Raw genomic sequence first — 19061 nt, forward strand, 5'->3', positions numbered from 1 at the left:
GGCCATATCCGTCCGGAGACGTCATGTCGCCGCCTGCCGCGTCCGCTCTCGAGATCCGGGGCCTCACGAAATCCTTCGATCGCCCGGCCGTGGACGGGCTCGACCTCGTGGTCGGAGCGGGGAGCTTCTATGCGCTGCTGGGACCGAACGGCGCCGGGAAGACCACCACTCTCAGGATGGTCGCCGGCCTGATCCGCCCCGATGCCGGCTCGATCCGGATCTGCGGCCTCGACGCCCTCGCCGACCCCGTCGAGGCAAGACGCCTCGTCGCTTGGGTGTCCGACGAGCCGATGATCTACGACAAGCTCACGCCGCTCGAGTACCTGGAATTCGTCGCCGGGCTCTGGAGCATGGACCCGGCCGAGGCGGAAAGGGGCGCACGGGAGCTGATCGTCCGCCTGGGGCTGGAGCGCGAGGCGGACCGGCGCTGCGAAGGCCTGTCCAAGGGGATGCGCCAGAAGGTGGCACTCGCCGGCGCCCTCATCCACCAGCCTCGGCTGATCATCCTCGACGAGCCGCTCACCGGCCTCGATGCGGCCGCGGCCAGGATCGTGAAGGACGTGCTGCTGGAGCGCGTGCGCACCGGCGTCACCGTCATCATGACGACGCATATCCTGGAGGTCGCCGAGCGCATGGCCGAGCGGATCGGCGTGATCGCCCGCGGAAGACTGATCGCGGAAGGCACGCTGGACGAGTTGCGCCGCCTGGCAGGGCGCGGCGGGACCAGCCTGGAGGACGTATTCCTCGACCTCGTGGGCGCGCCCGGCGTCGCCGCATGAGCTTCGCCTCCCTGGCCTGGTTCGCCCGGCACGAGATCAGGCTCGCCTGGCGCGACGCCTCGGCGATCCTGTTCGGCGGCTCGCTCAAGCGCCGGATCATCGGCGGCTCCGTCCTGGCGCTGCTCTTCGGCTTCTTTCACTTGCTGGCCTACAGCTTCGTCAGCGCGGCGCTCAGGGACGGCATCGTGCCGGATCTCCGCACCCTCACGCTCGTCACCGGCTGCGCCCTCCTGTCCTGGTGCCTGCTGCTGTCCCAGGCGATCGAGTCCGTGACGCGGGCCTTCTACGCCCGGGGCGACCTCGACCTCATCCTGTCCTCGCCAATGCCGGCGCAAAGCCTCTTCGCCGTGCGGATCGCCGGCATCGCGGCAGGAGCCTCGCTCATGGCGATGCTGCTCGCGACCCCCGTCATCGACGTCCTGGTCATCCTCGACGGTCCGGGCTGGCTGCTCAGCCACCTGGCGCTCTCCGCCCTCGGCATCCTGGCGGCGGCCGTCGCGGTCGGGACCACGGCCGCGCTGTTCCGGCTACTCGGCCCCGTGCGGACGCGCTCCGTCGCGCAGGTCGTGGCCGCGATCGTCGGGGCGGCTTTCGCTATCGCCATCCAGGCGGCCGCGATCCTCTCCTTCGACGATCCGTCGCGCCTCGGCGTGCTCACCTCCGACTGGCTCGTGTCGCGGGCACCATCCGCGGAGAGCATCGTCTGGCTGCCCGCGAAGGCCCTCCTCCGGGATCCGGCGAGCCTCGCAGTGCTGCTTCTCGCATCACTCGCCCTGCTCGGGGCCGTCGTGGCCGTCGTCGCTCCAGGCTTTGCCTCGCAGGCCATCGCGGCCCGCGGAACAGCCCTGGCCGAAACGGCAGCGCAAATCCGGAAACGGACCGTCTTCCGGGCCCGCCCGCCCGCCCGCGTGCTGCGGGAGAAGGAATGGGTGCTGCTCCGGCGCGACCCATGGCTGATCTCGCAGACCCTGATGCAGATCCTCTATCTGCTTCCCGCCGCCCTGCTCCTCTGGCGGAGCTTCGGGGAGGGCGCGAATGCGCTCGCCGTGCTGGTTCCCGTGCTCGTCATGGCGTCGGGCCAGCTCGCCGGTGGCCTCGCCTGGCTCGCCGTCTCCGGCGAGGACGCGCCGGACCTCGTCCAGACCGCTCCCATCGCGCCGCGGCAGATCGTGCGGGCCAAGATCGAGGCCGTGCTCGGAATCGTCGGGATCGCGGTCGCACCCATCATCGTGGTGGTCTCCGTCCTGTCGCTCGAGACGGCGCTCGTCGCCGCCGGCGGGATCGCGATCGCGGCGGCCTCCGCCACGGCCATCCAGCTCTGGTTCCGGTCGCAGGCGCGGCGAAGCCAGTTCCGACGCCGCCAGACCTCCTCCCGCATCGCGACCTTCGCGGAGGCGTTCTCGTCCATCCTCTGGGCCTGCGCGGCCGCCTTCGCGGCGCAGGGAATCTGGCCGGTCGCGATCTTCACGGCGGGTCTTTGCGGCCTGATGCTGCTCGGGGTGAGGGCCATGAGCCCGCGGGCCACGGCAACCTAGGGGCTGCCCCCGTTCGCCACGGGGTCCGAATGCTGTATCGGGACGGTTCATCCCGTCCGAGGCACCGTCTTGCAGCTTGCGGTCGACAATCTCGCCTGCCGGCGTGCCGGCCGTCGCGTCTTCGAGCACCTGTCCTTCACGCTGGGGGCCGGGGAGGCGCTCGCCGTCACGGGCCGGAACGGCGCCGGCAAGTCGACCCTGATCGCCGCGATCGCCGGGCTCGTGCAGCGCCATGCGGGCGAGATCCGGGCATCAGGGATCGGCGAGCGCACGCTTCCCGAGTCGCTCCACCTCGTCGGGCACCGCGACGGCCTGAAGGGCTCCCTGACGGTCGAGGAAAACCTCGCCTTCGCGACAGATCTCCTCGGAAGCCCGTCGCTCGCACCGGCCGAGGCTCTGGCCCGGGTCGGGCTCCCCGGCGCGGCGCATCTCCCGGTCGCCTACCTGTCGGCGGGCCAGCGCCGCCGGGTGGCGCTCGCGCGGCTCCTCGTCGCCCGCCGTCCTCTCTGGCTGCTGGACGAACCGCTGACGGCGCTCGACACGTCGGGCCAGAAGCTCCTCGCCGGCATCATGGCCGAGCACCTCGCGGGCGGGGGGCTGATCCTGGCCGCCACCCACGCGCCCCTGCCGCTCGAGAATGCGCGCGAATTGAGGCTCGGCGCATGATGCGCATCTTCCTGGCGCTCGTCCGCCGCGACCTCGCGCTCGCGACCCGCGTCGGCGGGGCGGGCGGGCTCAGCCTCGTCTTCTTCCTGATGGTCGTGACGCTGATCCCGTTCGGGCTCGGGCCGGACCTGAACCTCCTCTCCCGGATCGGCCCCGCGATCCTCTGGATCGCCGGCGTCCTGGCCACCCTGATCGGCCTCGACCGCCTCTTCCAGGCGGACGAGGAGGACGGCTCCCTCGACCTCATGCGGCTCTCGCCGGCGCCCTTCGAACTCGTCGTCCTGGCCAAGGCGACCGCGCATTGGATCGCGACCGGACTGCCGCTCGCGCTATTCGCGCCGCTCTTCGGCCTGCTGGTGGCGCTCGAGCCGGCGGCCCTGCTCCGCACGGCGCTGTCGCTCCTCATCGGCACCCCTGCCCTGACCTTCGCGGGTGCGATCGGGGCCGCCCTCGCGGCCTCGATCCGGCGCGGCGGCCTTGTGATCGCGATCCTGGTCGTGCCCCTGATGGTGCCGACGCTGATCTTCGGCGTCGCGGCCGCCGATCCGGCCAATCCTGGGAGCGGCCAGGCCCTGACGATCCTGGCCGCCCTGACGCTCGCCGGGGCCGCGGTCGGTTGTCTCGGGGCGGCGGCCGCCCTCAGGGGAGGCGACTAAGTAACTCTCCGGGTTCCATTGCGGACCGGCCCTCCCCAGATTAGCCACCCATCATGCTGACGCGGCTCGCCAATCCTGCGACCTTCATGCGCCTGTCGGGCTACGCGCTCCCGCCGCTCGCGATCGCGGCTGCGCTGCTCGGCGCCTACGGTCTCTATCTCGCCTTCCTGGCCTCCCCGGCTGATTACCAGCAGGGCGAGACGGTGAGGATCATGTACATCCACGTCCCGGCGGCGTGGCTGGCGCTGTTCTTCTACTCGATCATGGCCGTCTCGGCGCTCGGAACGCTCGTCTGGCGACACCCGCTCGCGGACGTCTCGCAGCGGGCCGCCGCCCCGATCGGGGCCGCCTTCACACTCGTCTGCCTGGTCACCGGCTCCCTCTGGGGCAAGCCCATGTGGGGCACCTACTGGGTCTGGGACGCGCGGCTCACCTCCGTGCTCGTGCTCTTCCTCATGTATTGCGGGATCCTGACGCTCTGGCGCGCGCTGGACGATCCGGGCCGGGCAGCCCGGGCCGTCGCGATCCTGACGCTGGTCGGCGCCGTGAACATCCCCATCGTCAAGTTTTCGGTCGATTGGTGGAGCACGCTTCACCAGGGCGCCTCCGTGTTCCGCATGGACGGCCCGACGATCGACCCGGCAATGCTGAAGCCTCTCTTCGCCATGGCGCTCGCCTTCACGCTTTTCGGGACCGCGCTCCATCTCGCGGGCATGCGCACGGAAATCCTGCGCCGGCGCGTCCGCACCCTGACGCTGCTCCAGGCCGAGCGGCTCGAGCGGGTGGCCGCGTGATGGGGGAGGCCGGGCGACATGCCGTCTTCATCTGGTCGGCCTACGGGGTCACGACCCTGATCGCGCTAGGGCTCGTGATCCGGGCCGTACTGGACCACCGGGCGCAGCGCCGGGCCCTGGCGCGCCTGGAAGCCTCCGGGGCCGTGCCGCCGGGCCGGGGGATCGACCGTGGCTGACGCCCCCTCGCCCGCGGTGGCCCCAGAGACGGCACCCCGCCGCTCCTCGCACCTGCTCTATCTCGTTCCTGTCCTGATCTTCGCGGGGCTGGCGGCGCTGTTCATGGCCCGCCTCCATTCGGGCGACCCCTCGAAGCTGCCCTCCGCCCTGATCGGCCGCGCGATTCCGACCTTCGAGCTGCCCGCCGTGGAAGGACTTCGCGGCCCGACCGGCGAGCCGCTGCCCGGCCTGTCCACGGCCGACCTGAAGGGCGACAAGGTCACGATCCTGAACGTCTGGGCCTCCTGGTGCGCGCCCTGCCGGATCGAGCATCCTGTCCTGATGGACCTCGCCAAGGACCAGTCGATCAGGGTCCTGGGCTTCAACTACAAGGACAAGCCGGAGAACGCCCGCCGCTTCCTGGGTACCTTCGGCAATCCCTTCACGGCCGTTGGGGCCGACGGGACCGGCCGCACGGCCATCGAATTCGGGGTCTACGGCGTTCCCGAAACCTTCGTGATCGGCCGGGACGGCACGATCCGGCACAAGCATGTCGGGCCGCTCACGCCCGAAACGCTGCCCGGCTTCATGGAGCACGTCCGGCGGGCTGCCGCGAGCTGATCAGCGCCGCGGGCGCTCCGCCTTCCGCTTCGTCGTCATGCGGGTCGGGGCGTGGAAGCCGGCCGGCTTGGTCCTGACCCAGTCGAGGAAGCGTGCGAGGTCCGGCTCGGCCTTGAGGCTGTCCGGATCGGAGAGGCGGCGGGCGAGTTCGGTCTCCGAGTACCGCGCGTGGATGGCCGAATGGCAGATCTGGTGCAGCCGGACCGTCGACTTCTTCGCCCCGCCCTTCAGCTTCGGCACGAGATGGTGCCGGCTCGCCTTCGCGCCCGGCGGGATAGGCCGGTCGCAGAGCGGGCAGATCTCCGGCCCTGGCGCATCCGGCGGGGACGGATCCTCGAGGGGACCCTGCGCCTCCGCCTGACGGCGCGAGCCGCGTCCGCGCATCAGGAGCGCGCGGCGGGGGCCGGGTCGCGCTTCGCCTCGTAGCGCATGATCAGCGGCGTTTGGGCGAGCGCGAAGATGACGGTCAGTGGCATGATGCCGAAGACCTTGAACTTCACCCAGAGGTCGGTCGTCTGCGTGCGCCAGACGACCTCGTTCAGGATCGCCAGCACGAAGAAGAACAAGGCCCAGCGGAGCGTCAGCTTGCGCCAGCCCTCCTCCGTGAGGTCGAGCATGGAATCGAGGACCACGGCCAGGATCGGCTTACGCCAATAAAGCCCGGCGAGCAGGATGACCCCGAACATCGTGTTCACGATGGTGGGCTTCAGCTTGATGAACAGCTCGTCCTGCAGGAGCAGCGTCAGACCGCCGAAGACCAGCACCACGACGCCGGAGACGAGCGGCATGATCGGCAGCCGCCGGACCAGCGCGAAGTGCACGCCCAGGGAGACCAGAGTCGCGACCACGAAGAGGCCGGTGGCGACGAAAATGCGCTGCGCCTCCGGGAAACCCAACCGGTCGCCATAGGCGTTGCCGAAGAAGAACAGCACCAGCGGCCCGAGCTCGAGCGCGAGTTTTGCGACGGGATTCAGGCGCGACGGCCCCGGCTCGTCCATAAGGTCCTGGTCTGCTATACGAAAACTGGGCTGAGGGTTCTCTACCGGGGAGATCGGCCGGGTGTCTATCGACGTCAAGAACGAGGAAGCCGAGCGTCTCGTCGCGGAGCTGACGAAGAAGACCGGGAAGGGCACGACCGACCTGCTGCTCGACCTGCTGCGGCGCGAGAAGGAGCGTGTCGACGCCGACTTCGAGGCCCGCCTGCGCGAGGCCCGCGAGCAGGACAGGCGCATCGTGGAGCGGTGGAAGAGCCGGCCGCTCGTCGACCCGCGACCCATCGACGAGTTTCTCGCCTACGACGAGGACGGCCTGCCCGTATGATCGTCGTCGATACCTCGGCCGTTCTGAGCATCATGTTGGAAGAGCCCGAGGCGGATGACGTCAGACGGGCATTGTTGCGAGCGTCGTCGCGGTGCATGTCCGCCGGCAACTACCTCGAATGTGCGATGGTTATGGCGGGCCGCCGGCTCGGCGGTCGAGCCGACCTGGACGAGTGGCTTGCCTTGCGCCGCATCGACCTAATGGCCGTGGACCGCGATCTTGCAGTCCTTGGCGCCGACGCTTTCATCCGCTTCGGCAAGGGCCGGCACCCCGCCGGCCTCAACTACGGCGATTGCTTCGCCTACGCGCTCGCCAGGCACCTGCGGGCGCCGCTCCTGTTCAAGGGCGGCGACTTCGCCAGGACCGATATCGAGCCGGCGCTAGTGTAGCGTCGGGCTTTGGTCGAGCCCGGCGATCGCGCGGGCGAAGTCGCGGGCCGTGAAGGGCTCCAGGTCCTCGACGCCCTCTCCCACCCCGATGAAATGGACGGGCAGGCCAAACTTCGCCGCGAGCGCCACCAGGATGCCGCCGCGTGCGGTGCCGTCGAGCTTCGTCATGACGAGCCCGGTCACGCCGGCCGTCTTGGCGAAGAGCTCCACCTGGGACAGCGCGTTCTGGCCCACGGTTGCATCGAGGACGAGCAGGCTCGCATGCGGCGCCTCGGGATCGACCTTGCGGATGACCCGGATGATCTTCTCGAGCTCGGCCATCAGCCCGGCCTTGTTCTGGAGGCGGCCCGCCGTGTCGATCATCAGGACGTCGGCGCCGCGCTCGCGCGCCTCCGTCAGCGCGTCGAAGGCGAGGCCCGCCGCGTCGGCGCCCTGGCCTTTCGCGATCACGGGCGCCCCGACGCGTTCGCCCCAGACCTTGAGCTGCTCGATCGCGGCCGCCCGGAACGTGTCGCCGGCCGCGATCACGACCGAGAGGCCGTCACGCCGGAATTTCTGGGCGAGCTTGCCGATCGTGGTTGTCTTTCCGGCCCCGTTCACGCCGATCATGAGCAGGACGAAGGGCTTCTTGCCGCGATCGACCGAGAGCGGGACCGCCACCGGGGCGAGAACCTTCTCGATCTCCCCGGCCATGATCTTCTTCACCTCGTCGGGGGAGATCTCCCGGTCGTAGCGGCCGGCGCCCACGGCCTCGGTGATGCGGGTCGCGGTCTCGATCCCGAGATCGGCGCCGATCAGCACATCCTCCAGGTCGTCGAGCGTCGCGCGGTCGAGCTTCTTCTTCGTGAAGAGGCCCGTGACGCTGTCGCCGATGGACGAGGAGGTCCGGCGCATGCCCTCGGTGAGACGCCGCCACCAGCCGCGCTGCTCGGCGGGCTCGGGGGGAGGTGGAGCGACCGGTTCAGGAGCGGGTGGCGGCGCCGGCGCCACGATGGGGGCCGGCGGGGAAGCCGCCGGAACAGCGATAGGCGACGCCGGCGCGGGCTGGATGGCGGGCGATCCTGCCGGCGTCGCCAGGCGCGGGACAGGCTCCGTCGGGCCCCCGCCTTCGGGCTGGCCCTCCACCGGCTGCAGGGAAGCGCCATCGAGCTCGGCGACGGGCTTGTCGAATGGGACGGTGTCCGGCGAGGCTTCGGTGACGGTCGGGGGGGCAGCCGGGAGCTCGCCGGGCTCGGCCGCGGGGATGAAATCCGGCTGACCTTCGAATACCGAGGCGGGAGAGAGCGCCGGCGGCTCGGGCAGCGGCTCCTCGGGAGCGGCGGCCGGAGCCATGTCGGCCACATGCTCGGCTTCCGCTTCCTGACGAAGCCGCTCCTCGGTATTGCGCCCGAGGAGCTTGTCGAGAAACCAGCCGGGCTTCCTGCCTTGCAATGCCATGAAGTGTCCTTGCCGGGCCGGCGGGGCTCGGGATAGCGCAGTGACGATGGGTTCGACACAAATAGTGCCTCCCCTCCTCTACCGCGATGCATTGATGCTCGTCATCGACAAGCCTGCGGGATTGGCCGTGCATCCCGGCCCGGGCGGCGGGCCGAACCTGACGGGTTCGCTCGACGCGCTTCGCTTCGGCCTGCCCCGGCGCCCGGAGGTGGCCCATCGCCTCGACAAGGAAACCTCCGGCTGCCTCGTGCTCGGCCGGCATCGCCAGGCCTTGATCCGCCTCGGGAAGCTGTTCGCCAGCGGGACGGTGGAGAAGGTGTACTGGGCGGTGGTGGAAGGCGGCCCGGATGCGGAGGAAGGCGAGATCGACCTGCCGCTCGCACCGCGCTCTCCCGATCCGAAGAGCTGGCTGATGAAGGCCGATCCGGCCGGCCAGCCCTCGCTGACCCGCTGGCGGGTGCTCGGCCGGGCCGGAGGTCAGACATGGCTCGAGCTTCGGCCGGTCACGGGCCGGACGCACCAGCTCCGCGTCCATTGCGCCGCGCAGGGCTGGCCGATCCTCGGCGACGGCATCTACGGCGTCGTTCCGGGGCGAGGCGGCCAGCGCCTCCATCTGCACGCCCGAAGCCTTACGGTTCCGCTCTACCCGAAGAAGCCCCCGATCCATGTCGAGGCGCCCCCGCCCGAGCACATGGCGGAGCGGCTGAAGGCCTGCGGTTACGCGCCGGACTGAGGCGGTGCGACCTTGGCGGCGCGCTTGTCCAGGAAGTCGCGCAGCCGCGCCTTTGCCTCTCGGTCGCTCTGGGCGATGGCCGCCATCAGGGCTTCCGTCACGAAGCCCGTGGCCGGATTGGCCTCGGCGATGCGGGGCAGGACCTGCAGCAGGGCGAGGTTCGTCATGGGCGCGTTGCCGGCGACCTTGCGGGCGAGTTCCATCGCCTTCGCGGCGCCCTCTCCCGGCTCGGCCAGGTATTGCGAGAAGCCGAGCGGCACACCTTCATCGGCCGAATAGGTCCGGCCGGTCAGCATCATGTCCATCATGCGGGCGACGCCCACCAGGCGCGGCAGCCGCACCGAGGCGCCGCCGCCCACGAAGATGCCGCGCTGCCCCTCCGGGAGGGCATAGAAGGCGCTCCTTTCCGCAACCCGGATATGGGCCGCGCAGGCGAGTTCCAGCCCTCCCCCGATCACGGCACCCTTCAGGACCGCGATGACCGGCACCGGCCCGAACTGGATCTTCTCGAACGCCCGGTGCCACATCATCGAGTGATGGACCCCGGCGGTGGCATCCCGCTCGGTCAGCTCCGAAAGGTCGAGCCCGGCGCAGAAATGCGCCCCCTCCCCCTCCAGCACCACGGCCCTGACGTCGGTCGGCAGCGCAGAAAACAGCGCATCGAGGCCGAGCACCGTCGGGTCGTTCAGGGCGTTGCGCTTCTCGGGCCGGTTCAGCTGAAGGCGAAGCACCTCGCCGTCGCGCTCCGCCGAGAGGGAGGGGGGAAGATCGGGAAGTCCGTCCGGCATGTTCGCCCCCCCTCGCCTCAGCGATCCGCGACCGAGAAGCCGCGCCAGAACGGGTCGCGGTCGTCCACGAAGATGGTGTTGAGCCCCGTCACCCGCGCCCAGCCCTCGATGGAGGGAACGATGGCATCGAACTCGCCGACCCGGGTGCGGCCCTCGATCCGGCCCGCGAAGGTCGAGCCGATGATCGATTCGTGCACGAAGACATCGCCCTCGCGGAGCCGGCCCGTCGCGGCGAGCTGCGCCATGCGGGCGGAGGTGCCGGTGCCGCAGGGCGAGCGGTCGATCGCCTTGTCGCCGTAGAACACGGCGTTGCGAGCGCTCCCCTCCGGGCTCAGCGGCCGGCCCGTCCAGAGGACATGGGTCAGCCGGTCGATGGCGGGGTTCTCCGGGTGGGCGATCCGGTGCGCTTCGTTGAAGGCGGCGCGGAGCTTCCGGCTCCAATGGATGAGATCGGAGGGCTGCACGTCGGAGACGTCGGAGAACAGCTCCTGCGGCTCCACGATCGCATAGAAGTTCCCCCCATACGCGACCTCGACCGTCAGTTCGCCGAGCCCTTCCACCTCCACGCGGTAGTCGCGCCCGTACAGGAAGGCCGGCACGTTGGTGAGCCGCACGCTCTCCACATAGGGGCCGTTCTGGACGCAGCGCGCCTCCACGAGGCCGGCCGGCGTGTCGAGCCGCAGCACGCCCGGCTCGCGCGGGGTCACGAGCCCGTGCTCCAGGGCGATGGTGACCGTGCCGATCGTGCCGTGGCCGCACATCGGCAGGCAGCCCGTGGTCTCGATGAACAGGATGCCGAGATCGCAATCCGGGCGCGTCGGCGGGTAGAGGATCGAGCCCGACATGATGTCGTGCCCGCGCGGCTCGAACATGAGCGCAGTGCGGATCCAGTCGTGCTCCGCCAGGAAGTCTTGGCGGCGCTCGAACATGGTGGCGCCCCGGAGGACCGGGATGGCACCTCCGGCCACCACCCGCACCGGGTTGCCGCAGGTATGCCCGTCGATGCAGGTGAAGGTGGCGCGGGGCATCGGGTCAGCTCGCGGTCGAGAGCGCCGCCTGCACGGCCTTGCGCCAGCCGGCGATCTTGCGCTCGCGGCTGTCCTTGTCCAGCGCGGGGCTGAACCGCCGGTCGAGCCGCCACGTATCGGAGAAGCGCTCCGGCTCCGGATAGATGCCGGCCTGGAGCCCGGCCAGATAGGCGGCACCGAGCGCCGTCGTCTCCAGGATCTCCGGCCGGTCCACGGGCGCACCGATCAGGTCGGCGATGCGCTGCATGGTCCAGTCGGATGCCGTCATGCCGCCGTCCACGCGAAGCACCGTGCCGGCCCCGTCGCCGTCCTGCCAATCCGCCTTCATGGCGACGAGCAGGTCCACGGTCTGGAAGCAGACGCTTTCGAGCGCGGCCTTGGCGAGTTCGTTCGGACCGGTGCCACGGGACAGGCCGAACAGCGCGCCGCGGACTTCCGGGTTCCAGTAGGGCGCCCCGAGCCCCACGAAGGCGGGCACGAGATAGAGCTCCTGCGACGGATCGGCCGCCCTGGCCTTCGTGCTGCTCTCGGCCGCGCTCCCGATGATGCCGAGTCCGTCGCGGAGCCACTGCACCACTGCGCCGGCGACGAAGATCGAGCCCTCGAGCGCGTAATGGCGCCTGCCGCCCAGCTGGTAGGCGATCGTGGTCAGGAGCCGGTTCTTCGAGGCGATCGGCGTCTCGCCCGTGTTGAGCAGCGCGAAGCAGCCCGTGCCGTAGGTCGACTTCACCATGCCGGGCGAGAAGCAGGCCTGCCCCACGACGGCCGCTTGCTGGTCCCCCGCGATTCCCCGGATGGCAATGGGTCCGCCGAACAGCTCCGGATCCGTGGTGCCGAAATCGGACGCGCAGTCGCGCACCTCGGGCAGCATGGAGGCAGGGATGCGCAGGAGCCGGAGCAGATCATCGTCCCAGGCGCCCCGATGGATGTCGAAGAGCATGGTGCGGGAGGCGTTGGTCGCGTCCGTTGCGTGCACCCTACCGCCCGTGAGCCGCCACAGCAGGTAGCTGTCCACGGTGCCGAACAGGAGCTCGCCGCGCTCCGCCCGAGCCCGGGCGCCGGGGATCTGGTCGAGGATCCAGGCGACCTTGGTGGCGGAGAAATAGGGATCGGCCAGGAGACCCGTCCGGGCCGTGATCAGGGCCTCGTGCCCCTCCTCCTTCAGGCGCGTGCAATGGGCGGCGGTGCGGCGGTCCTGCCAGACGATGGCGCGGCCGACCGATTCGCCCGTGCGGCGGTCCCAGACGACGGCCGTCTCGCGCTGGTTGGTGATACCGATCGCCGCGATGTCGGAGGCATAGATGCCGCCGCGGCGCATCGCCTCCCGGCAGGTCTCGACCGTGCTGGTCCAGAGGTCCTCCGGCTCGTGCTCCACCCAGCCCGGCGCCGGAAAATGCTGCGGGAATTCCTGCTGCGCCAGCGCCGCGATCGACGTGTCGGGCCGGAACAGGATCGCGCGGGACGAGGTGGTCCCCTGGTCGATCGCCAGCACAAACGGCACGGTCCCCTCCCCTTCGATGGTTTGTCTTACTCCGCCGCGGCCGCCAGGCGCGCGACCTCGCTCTGCATGAACGCGTCGAGTGAACGGGCCTGGGCCGGCGTCAGCCGGAGCCCGAGCTTGGAGCGTCGCCACAGGACGTCATCCGCGGTCGCCGCCCATTCCTGCTCCATGAGGTAGCGGACCTCACGCTCGGTCAGGTTGGAACCGAACACGCGCCCGAGATCCGCCATCCCGCTCGCCCCCGACAGGATGCGCTCGGCGCGGGTCCCGTAGGCGCGGACGAGCCGCCGCGCGAGAGGCGCGTCCAGGAACGGATAGCGAGCCCGAAGACTCGCGACCTGCGGCCCGAAGGCTTCCTTCGGGAAATCGCCGCCGGGCAGCGGAACGTCACCCGTCCAGCCGGGCTTCGCGGCTTCGGGCAGGTGGTCCTTGAGCTTCGCGATGGCTCCCTCGGCGAGCCGGCGGTAGGTCGTGATCTTGCCCCCGAACACGGAGAGAAGCGGCGCCCCGCCCTCCTCCGTGAGGTCGAGGACGTAGTCGCGCGTCGCCTCCTGCGCGCTGGAGGCGCCGTCGTCGTAGAGCGAGCGCACGCCCGCATAGCTCCACACGACATCCTGCGGCCCGATCCGGTGGGAGAAATACCGGTTCACCGAGGCGCAGAGATACTCGACCTCTTCCGGGGTCGCCTCCGCGCGGGCGGGGTCGCCCGTGTAGTCGATGTCCGTCGTGCCGATCAGGGTGAAGTCGCGCTCGTAGGGGATCGCGAAGACGATCCGCTTGTCCGCGTTCTGGAAGATGTAGGGGCGGTCATGCGTGAAGAGCTGCGGCACCACGATGTGGCTGCCCTTCACGAGCCGCACCGGCCGCTTCTTGCCCTTCCCGCCCGTCACCGACCCGATCCAGGCGCCGGAGGCGTCGATCAGGATCCGGGCCGAGGCCTCGACCAAGCCGCCATCCTGCTTCTCGGCCCGGAGATGCCAGATCCCGTCCCGGCTTTCCGCCGAGGTCACGCGCGTGCGGGTGTGGATCGCGGCGCCCCGTTCGGCGGCGTCGCGCGCGTTGAGCACCACGAGGCGCGCATCCTCGACCCAGCAATCCGAATATTCGAAGCCGCGCGTGATCCCGCCCTGGAGCGGCTTGCCGGCCTCGTCGCGCCGCAGGTCGAGGCTGCGTGTCCGGGGCAGCGACGAGCCCCCGATATGGTCGTAGAGGAATAGGCCGAGGCGCAGGAGCCAGGCGGGCCGCATGTCGCGGCGATGCGGCAGCACGAAGCGGAGCGGCCAGATGATGTGCGGCGCCATGCCCCACAGCACGTCGCGCTCCTGCAGCGCCTCGCGGACCAGCCTGAACTCGTAATATTCGAGGTAGCGCAGGCCGCCATGGATCAGCTTGGTGGATGCCGAGGAGGTGCCGCGCGCCAGATCCTCGGCCTCGAAGAGCACGACCCGCGCGCCCCGGCCGGCAGCGTCGCGGGCGATGCCGCAGCCATTCACGCCACCCCCGATGATCGCGATGTCGTAATCGGCCCGGGCCGCGGCGTGACTCAATCGGCAATCTCCCGGCGGGCACCCGCCCTGCGCGGGCACCCGTGCCGGGACGCGCCGCTCCGGTCAAGCGGGCGCCCCGCGGCGGCTTGGGTCACATGGAGAGGCGAAGCTGGCCGATGCTCTGCGCGACCTGCTGGAAGACCTGGTTGATCGTCGTGGAATCGGTCGCCACGAAGGTGCGGCTCGCATTCCCGGCGCAGTTCCTCAGGAGGTCGAGGCCCTTCTGGTCGATCGGGTCGCTCGCGACGCTGAAGCCGATCGTGAAGATCGTGACGCCGGCATTGCGGGCGTTCCGGCAGGCGTCGAGGGTCATCGCGTCGATGGCGTTGCGTGCGGCGGCGCTGTTCGCCGGATTGGCGTTCGCGGCCGGGAAGCGGGCATTCACGGTGCTGCCGTCCGGGTTCTTGAAGAAGCCGTAGGCCGAGTACCTGGACTTCAGGACGTTGCTCAGCTGATCGTTCCAGGCGTTCATCCCGTCCGTCATCAGGACGATGATCTTGTTGTTGTACGGCTTCGTATAGGCCGCGCCGTCGGCGAAGATGCTGTTCGGAGAGATGGTCCGCCAGCCCCACATGAAGCCTTCGTGTGCGTTGGTGTTGCCGTTGGCCGTGAGGGCGGCGATTTCGGTCTTGAGAGTCGCCTGGTTCGTCGTCATCCGCGTCAGCGGCCGGGTTGTGCAGGCGAAGTTCGGCCCCCGCCCTCCGGAGCTCTGCGGATTGCTGAGCTGGACGTATTTGCACGCTTGGCCGGTCCGCGTCGCCTCGTCGGTGCTGGCCGGGCAGGAGCTGTTCGAATCATCGATGTAGCTGTTGGCGCTGTTGACGGTTGCCCCGGCCGGGGTCTTGTGCGTCGAAGCCCCGCCATCCCCCGCCTCGTCCGCCGCGAACATGGGCACGTAGTAGCTGTCCTTGTTGGACGGGACGGGCGCGACGTCCTGCGTGCTGAGCGGGTAGGGCAGGGCCTCGAAGCAGCCGTTCCAGTCCCAGGCCGGGACGCTCGCCTTCAGGTAGTTGAAGACGTCGAGCCGGCTCTTGATCCCGAAGGAGGCGTAGGGGGCCAGCGCCGAGGCGCCACCCTGGATGAAGGACCAGTGGTGGGCGGCCTTGCCGTTCTGGTCGATCCAGTTCGCCGTCCGGTACGTGCTCGGGTTCACGGCGACCGTCGCCGCGAAGGGCACGAGCGACATCTTCGTGTGCCCCTGCATGGCCGGATCGGTGAAAACGGAGGTCACGAAGTTCGTCGCCGCGTTCTTGAGCGCCTGGAGCTTGCTCTGGCCCCCGCTCGAGCTGCTCATGGACCCCGTGTTGTCGACCACGAGGGCGATTTCGAAGCTCTGCTGCTCCGAGAAGCAGCGGGCCGTCGCCTTGATGGGAATGGTCGCGAAATTCGAGTTCACGGCCCGCACGATCGCGGTCGGGAAGGTGGCGCTCGTGGTGAGCTGGATCTGGCGGGGCGAGGTCGTCGGCAGGACCGAGTCGATCGTGAACGACCGCCCTTCCATGTAGCTCTGGAGGTAGATCTGGGCGGCCGCCTGCAACTGCGCGGTCGTGGACGTCACGGGCATCATGCAGAGCTGCATGTTGGCCCCGTCGGTCGCGCTCTGGAGCTTCGCCTTCAGGTTGGAGGCGCCCGAATAATCGACCGCAGCGCCGGCGAGGAAGACCAGCGGCACGAGGGTCAGGCCGAGAATGATGCCGATACCCCCGCGCCGGCAGTTGCCGAACGCGCGGATCGTGTCCCGGATGCCAGGACGAATGCTGTCGCAAGACATCGAGGTCCGCTCTCCCGCTCGCGTCGCTTCTGCGACTGCAAGTTGCGGGTGAGTTCTAGGGCAGACGATTTAACGCCGCCCCAAGGGGCGTACTCAACGAAATCTTGCGCCGACCCCCGACGTTTCGAGAATCGATCCTCGACGAGGCAGTGGCGACTCTGAATGTTTGCTGGTGAGGCGACTGGTGGGCGCGACAGGGATTGAACCTGTGACCCCTACGATGTCAACGTAGTGCTCTCCCGCTGAGCTACGCGCCCTGTTCGGCACCAGTGTTCGCCGGGAGCGGCCCGTATAGGGGCTTGAGCGCGGCGGCGCAAGCGTCTCAAAGCCGATCATCGGAACTGCGTGCCCGGCCCCCCCATTGTCCCCCTCGAATAGTTTCGAGCGAGGACATGAGCGAACCCCGGACACCGCAGCCGCAGGAACCGCAGCCGACGACGCCGTCCCCCAATCCCCAGGCGCCGATACCGCCCGAGGTGCCGGCGCCCCCGACCCGCGAGCCGATCGGCATTCCCGAACCCGCGCCGTCGCCGGGCCCGAATGTTGAGCCTCCAAGCGTTCCCGGTCCTTCGATCCCCATCGGCCCGCAGCCTACGGCCTGAGCGCTCGCCGGCGCGCGGCGGCTAGCCTGGGGCGCGGTGGCGCATTATGCCTCGGGCGTGACATCGGCGCCCCACATCGAGGCCCTCTTCGCAGCTGCCCTGGCCGCGCGCGAGCGCGCCTATGCGCCGTATTCGGGCTATCGCGTCGGCGCCGCGCTGGTGGACGAGGACGGCCGCGTCTTCGCCGGCTGCAATGTCGAGAATGCCGCCTACCCGGTCGGGACCTGCGCGGAGGCCGGCGCGGTCGCCGCCATGGCGGCCGGCGGGAGCCGCCGGATCGCCGCGATCCTCGTCGTGGCGGACGGGCCGGCGTTGGTCGCGCCCTGCGGCGCGTGCCGGCAGCGCATCCGCGAATTCGGCATCGATTCGACCCCCGTGCATCTCGCCGATACCGGCGGCGTGAGACGCACGGTCACACTGGGCGAGCTGCTGCCGCTGGCGTTCGGGCCGGACAACCTGGCCAAGGCGGGGGAGGGCGCATGACGTTCCTGCCGCAGGAGGTGATCCGCCGGAAGCGCGACGGCGGGACCCTCGACGATGCCGAGATCGCGGCCTTCATCGAGGGCCTGACGGCCGGCCGTGTGACGGACGCCCAGGCTGCAGCGCTCGCCATGGCGATCCTGTGGCGCGGCCTCGCCCTGCCCGAATGCGTGGCGCTCACCCAGGCGATGACCCGCTCGGGCACTGTGCTGAGCTGGAACCTGCCCGGCCCCGTTCTGGACAAGCACTCGACCGGCGGGGTGGGGGATACGGTGAGCCTCGCGCTCGCGCCGGCCGTCGCGGCCTGCGGCGGCTTCGTCCCGATGATCGCCGGCCGCGGTCTCGGCCATACGGGCGGCACGATCGACAAGCTCGACGCCATTCCCGGCTACCGCACGCAGCCGGATCTCGGCGCCTTCCGCAGCGTCGTGACGGATGTCGGCTGCGCGATCGTCGGCCAGAGCCCGGACCTCGCGCCCGCGGACCGGCGCCTTTACGCCATCCGGGACGTGACCGGCACGGTCGAATCGATCGACCTCATCACGACCTCCATCCTGTCGAAGAAGCTCGCGGCCGGGCTCGACGGGCTCGTCATGGACGTGAAGGTCGGCAGCGGCGCCTTCATGCTGCACCTGCCGGACGCGAAGGCGCTCGCCGAGCGGATCGGCACGGTGGCGAATGGGGCAGGGCTCCGGACCTCCGCCCTCCTCACGGACATGGACGAGCCGCTCGCATCCGTGGCCGGCAATGCCGTCGAGGTCGCCTATGCGATCGACTACCTGACGGGACGACGGCGCGAGCCGCGCTTCCACGAGGTGACGGTCGCCCTCGGGGGCGAGATGCTCCGCCTCGGTGGGCTTGCCGCGGACGAGGAGGACGGACGCGCCCGGGTGGAGGAGGCGATCGCGAGCGGCGTCGCGGCCGAGTATTTCGCCCGCATGGTGGCGGCGCTCGGCGGGCCGCTGGACCTGGTGGAGAACCCTGGCCGGCATCTCGCGAGCGCGCCGATCACCCGGGCGGTCGAGCCGCACAGGCCGGGCATCGTGGCGGCGATCGACACCCGCGCGGTCGGGCTCGCGGTCGTGGCGCTCGGCGGCGGCCGCACCCGGCCGGAGGACCCGGTCGACCCGGCGGTCGGCCTCACGGAACTCGCCGGGATCGGGCGATGGGCAGGGCAGGGGAAGCCGCTCGCTGTCGTTCACGCGCGGGACGAGGCCGCCGCCGATCGGGCCGCGGAGGCGGTCCGGCGCGCCTACAGCATTGCCGATTTCGACGCGGCCAAGACGCCAACCATTCGCGGATCCTGGACACCATGACCCTTCTCGTCGCCATCAATGGCTGGGACGTTTCGCCCTGGATGGACCGCTTCCGCCGGTTCCTGCCGGAGAAGCGCATCGTGGCGGCGGGCGAGGATTTCGACCCGGCGGAGATCCACTACGTCGCGTCCTGGAAGCACACGCCGCGCAGCCTCGCCTCCCTGCCCAACCTCCGGGCGATCCTGTCGCTCGGGGCGGGGGTCGACCACCTGATCGGCGACCCGGAGTTGCCGTCCGTCCCGATCGTCCGGGTCGTGGACCAGAACCTGACGGAGCGCATGAGCGAATATGTCGTCATGCACTGCCTCATCCACCTGCGGCGGCAGAAGCAATACGACGCCCAGCAGCGCGAGGGCCGCTGGTACGACGAGCGCGACCAGCCGGCGGCGCGCGAGCTTCGGGTCGGGATGCTGGGCCTCGGGATCCTCGGCGGCGACGCCGTCCGCAAGCTCAAGGTGATGGGCTTCGACGTCGCCGGCTGGAGCCGTTCGCCGAAGGCGATCGAGGGGATCCGAACCTATGCGGGGGAGGGGGAACTCGACGCCTTCCTGGGACGGACGGACATCCTGGTCTGCCTGCTGCCCCTGACGCCCGCGACCCGCGGGATCCTGAACCGGAGGCTGTTCGCGAAGCTCGCGCGCGACGGCCGCCTCGGCGGGCCTGCCATCATCAATGCCGGGCGCGGCGGGCTGCAGGTCGAGGAGGACATCATCGCCTGCCTCGACGACGGCACCCTGAAGGCCGCGACGCTGGACGTCTTCGCCACCGAGCCCCTGCCCGCCTCCTCGCCGCTCTGGACGCATCCGGGCGTGACGATCACGCCGCACAATGCGGCCGCGAGCGACCCGGACGCGATCGCCGCCTCCGTGGCCGCCCAGATCCGCCGGCACGAGGCCGGCGAGCCCTGGCGCAACATCGTCGACCCGGTGGTCGGCTACTGAA

At 70.2% G+C, this 19061-nt stretch carries 21 protein-coding genes and 1 tRNA gene; 13 read left to right on the top strand and 9 right to left on the bottom strand.

The features are described from left to right. Nucleotides 1-23 precede the first annotated feature (23 nt). The 7 genes from ACO2SS_RS17980 (at nucleotide 24) to ACO2SS_RS18010 (ending at nucleotide 5207) form a co-directional block, all read left to right on the top strand. Nucleotides 24-779 carry an ABC transporter ATP-binding protein gene (locus tag ACO2SS_RS17980; RefSeq protein WP_423279142.1) on the top strand — a complete coding sequence of 252 codons (756 nt, stop codon included), beginning with the start codon at nucleotides 24-26 and terminating at the stop codon, nucleotides 777-779. Beyond that, a complete protein-coding gene (locus ACO2SS_RS17985; protein ID WP_423279143.1) occupies nucleotides 776-2314 on the top strand; it encodes a permease in 1539 nt (512 codons plus the stop codon). Before ACO2SS_RS17980 ends, ACO2SS_RS17985 begins: the two co-directional genes overlap by 4 nt. Nucleotides 2315-2383: 69 nt before the next feature. Continuing rightward, nucleotides 2384-2980 (top strand): heme ABC exporter ATP-binding protein CcmA, encoded by a 597-nt coding sequence (ccmA, locus tag ACO2SS_RS17990; RefSeq protein ID WP_423279144.1) that lies wholly within the window; start codon nucleotides 2384-2386, stop codon nucleotides 2978-2980. Next, nucleotides 2977-3636, top strand: a complete 660-nt coding sequence (gene ccmB, locus ACO2SS_RS17995; protein WP_423279145.1) for a heme exporter protein CcmB — start codon at nucleotides 2977-2979, stop codon at nucleotides 3634-3636. The genes ccmA and ccmB overlap by 4 nt, the downstream gene beginning before the upstream one ends. A 53-nt stretch (nucleotides 3637-3689) precedes the next feature. Then, on the top strand, nucleotides 3690-4430 hold the full coding sequence (locus ACO2SS_RS18000; RefSeq protein ID WP_423279146.1) for a heme ABC transporter permease: 741 nt from the start codon (nucleotides 3690-3692) through the stop codon (nucleotides 4428-4430). Then, nucleotides 4430-4606 carry a heme exporter protein CcmD gene (ccmD, locus tag ACO2SS_RS18005; protein WP_423279262.1) on the top strand — a complete coding sequence of 59 codons (177 nt, stop codon included), beginning with the start codon at nucleotides 4430-4432 and terminating at the stop codon, nucleotides 4604-4606. Before ACO2SS_RS18000 ends, ccmD begins: the two co-directional genes overlap by 1 nt. Then, on the top strand, nucleotides 4599-5207 hold the full coding sequence (locus tag ACO2SS_RS18010) for a DsbE family thiol:disulfide interchange protein (RefSeq protein ID WP_423279147.1): 609 nt from the start codon (nucleotides 4599-4601) through the stop codon (nucleotides 5205-5207). Before ccmD ends, ACO2SS_RS18010 begins: the two co-directional genes overlap by 8 nt. Here the strand turns inward: ACO2SS_RS18010 and ACO2SS_RS18015 are convergent, their stop codons facing one another. Next, on the bottom strand, nucleotides 5208-5591 hold the full coding sequence (locus ACO2SS_RS18015; RefSeq protein ID WP_423279148.1) for a restriction endonuclease: 384 nt from the start codon (nucleotides 5589-5591) through the stop codon (nucleotides 5208-5210). After that, on the bottom strand, nucleotides 5591-6205 hold the full coding sequence (locus ACO2SS_RS18020; RefSeq protein WP_423279149.1) for a septation protein A: 615 nt from the start codon (nucleotides 6203-6205) through the stop codon (nucleotides 5591-5593). Before ACO2SS_RS18020 ends, ACO2SS_RS18015 begins: the two co-directional genes overlap by 1 nt. A 61-nt stretch (nucleotides 6206-6266) precedes the next feature. On the opposite strand from ACO2SS_RS18020, the gene ACO2SS_RS18025 reads away from it, so the two are divergent. Continuing rightward, nucleotides 6267-6527: a type II toxin-antitoxin system VapB family antitoxin gene (locus ACO2SS_RS18025; protein ID WP_423279150.1), complete on the top strand. Its 261-nt coding sequence runs from the start codon at nucleotides 6267-6269 to the stop codon at nucleotides 6525-6527. After that, nucleotides 6524-6916 carry a type II toxin-antitoxin system VapC family toxin gene (locus tag ACO2SS_RS18030; RefSeq protein WP_423279151.1) on the top strand — a complete coding sequence of 131 codons (393 nt, stop codon included), beginning with the start codon at nucleotides 6524-6526 and terminating at the stop codon, nucleotides 6914-6916. The genes ACO2SS_RS18025 and ACO2SS_RS18030 overlap by 4 nt, the downstream gene beginning before the upstream one ends. Here the strand turns inward: ACO2SS_RS18030 and ftsY are convergent. Further along, nucleotides 6908-8353, bottom strand: a complete 1446-nt coding sequence (gene ftsY / locus ACO2SS_RS18035) for a signal recognition particle-docking protein FtsY (RefSeq protein ID WP_423279152.1) — start codon at nucleotides 8351-8353, stop codon at nucleotides 6908-6910. The two genes, ACO2SS_RS18030 and ftsY, sit on opposite strands and share 9 nt — an antisense overlap. A gap of 46 nt (nucleotides 8354-8399) precedes the next feature. On the opposite strand from ftsY, the gene ACO2SS_RS18040 reads away from it, so the two are divergent. After that, nucleotides 8400-9086 (top strand): RluA family pseudouridine synthase, encoded by a 687-nt coding sequence (locus ACO2SS_RS18040; RefSeq protein ID WP_423279154.1) that lies wholly within the window; start codon nucleotides 8400-8402, stop codon nucleotides 9084-9086. Here ACO2SS_RS18040 and ACO2SS_RS18045 read toward each other — a convergent pair. The 6 genes from ACO2SS_RS18045 to ACO2SS_RS18070 all read right to left on the bottom strand — a co-directional run bounded on the left by ACO2SS_RS18045 (nucleotide 9071) and on the right by ACO2SS_RS18070 (nucleotide 15978). Next, nucleotides 9071-9874: a crotonase/enoyl-CoA hydratase family protein gene (locus ACO2SS_RS18045; protein ID WP_423279155.1), complete on the bottom strand. Its 804-nt coding sequence runs from the start codon at nucleotides 9872-9874 to the stop codon at nucleotides 9071-9073. The two genes, ACO2SS_RS18040 and ACO2SS_RS18045, sit on opposite strands and share 16 nt — an antisense overlap. 17 nt (nucleotides 9875-9891) lie before the next feature. Continuing rightward, entirely contained in the window at nucleotides 9892-10902 is a 1011-nt protein-coding gene (locus ACO2SS_RS18050; RefSeq protein WP_423279156.1) for a 4-hydroxyproline epimerase, read from the bottom strand. 4 nt (nucleotides 10903-10906) lie between these two features. Next, nucleotides 10907-12403: a glycerol kinase GlpK gene (glpK, locus tag ACO2SS_RS18055; protein ID WP_423279157.1), complete on the bottom strand. Its 1497-nt coding sequence runs from the start codon at nucleotides 12401-12403 to the stop codon at nucleotides 10907-10909. A 26-nt stretch (nucleotides 12404-12429) separates the two neighbouring features. Further along, a complete protein-coding gene (gene glpD, locus ACO2SS_RS18060) occupies nucleotides 12430-13950 on the bottom strand; it encodes a glycerol-3-phosphate dehydrogenase (protein ID WP_423279158.1) in 1521 nt (506 codons plus the stop codon). 91 nt (nucleotides 13951-14041) lie between these two features. After that, the gene (locus tag ACO2SS_RS18065) at nucleotides 14042-15721 is read right to left on the bottom strand and encodes a TadE/TadG family type IV pilus assembly protein (protein ID WP_423279159.1); all 1680 of its coding nucleotides are present in this window, start codon (nucleotides 15719-15721) and stop codon (nucleotides 14042-14044) included. Between the two features lie 182 nt (nucleotides 15722-15903). After that, nucleotides 15904-15978: transfer RNA gene (locus ACO2SS_RS18070), tRNA-Val, on the bottom strand. A 381-nt stretch (nucleotides 15979-16359) separates the two neighbouring features. Between ACO2SS_RS18070 and ACO2SS_RS18075 the strand changes: the two genes are divergently transcribed. From ACO2SS_RS18075 to ACO2SS_RS18085, 3 genes are read left to right on the top strand one after another with little or no spacing between them, the layout of a single operon-like run. Continuing rightward, a complete protein-coding gene (locus ACO2SS_RS18075) occupies nucleotides 16360-16806 on the top strand; it encodes a cytidine deaminase (RefSeq protein WP_423279160.1) in 447 nt (148 codons plus the stop codon). After that, nucleotides 16803-18119, top strand: coding sequence for a thymidine phosphorylase (gene deoA, locus ACO2SS_RS18080; RefSeq protein WP_423279161.1), 1317 nt, complete (start codon nucleotides 16803-16805; stop codon nucleotides 18117-18119). The genes ACO2SS_RS18075 and deoA overlap by 4 nt, the downstream gene beginning before the upstream one ends. Further along, the gene (locus tag ACO2SS_RS18085) at nucleotides 18116-19060 is read left to right on the top strand and encodes a 2-hydroxyacid dehydrogenase (RefSeq protein WP_423279162.1); all 945 of its coding nucleotides are present in this window, start codon (nucleotides 18116-18118) and stop codon (nucleotides 19058-19060) included. Before deoA ends, ACO2SS_RS18085 begins: the two co-directional genes overlap by 4 nt. Nucleotide 19061 lies beyond the last annotated feature (1 nt).

It is taken from the genome of Enterovirga sp. CN4-39, assembly GCF_049446235.1.
GTDB lineage: Bacteria > Pseudomonadota > Alphaproteobacteria > Rhizobiales > Beijerinckiaceae > Enterovirga.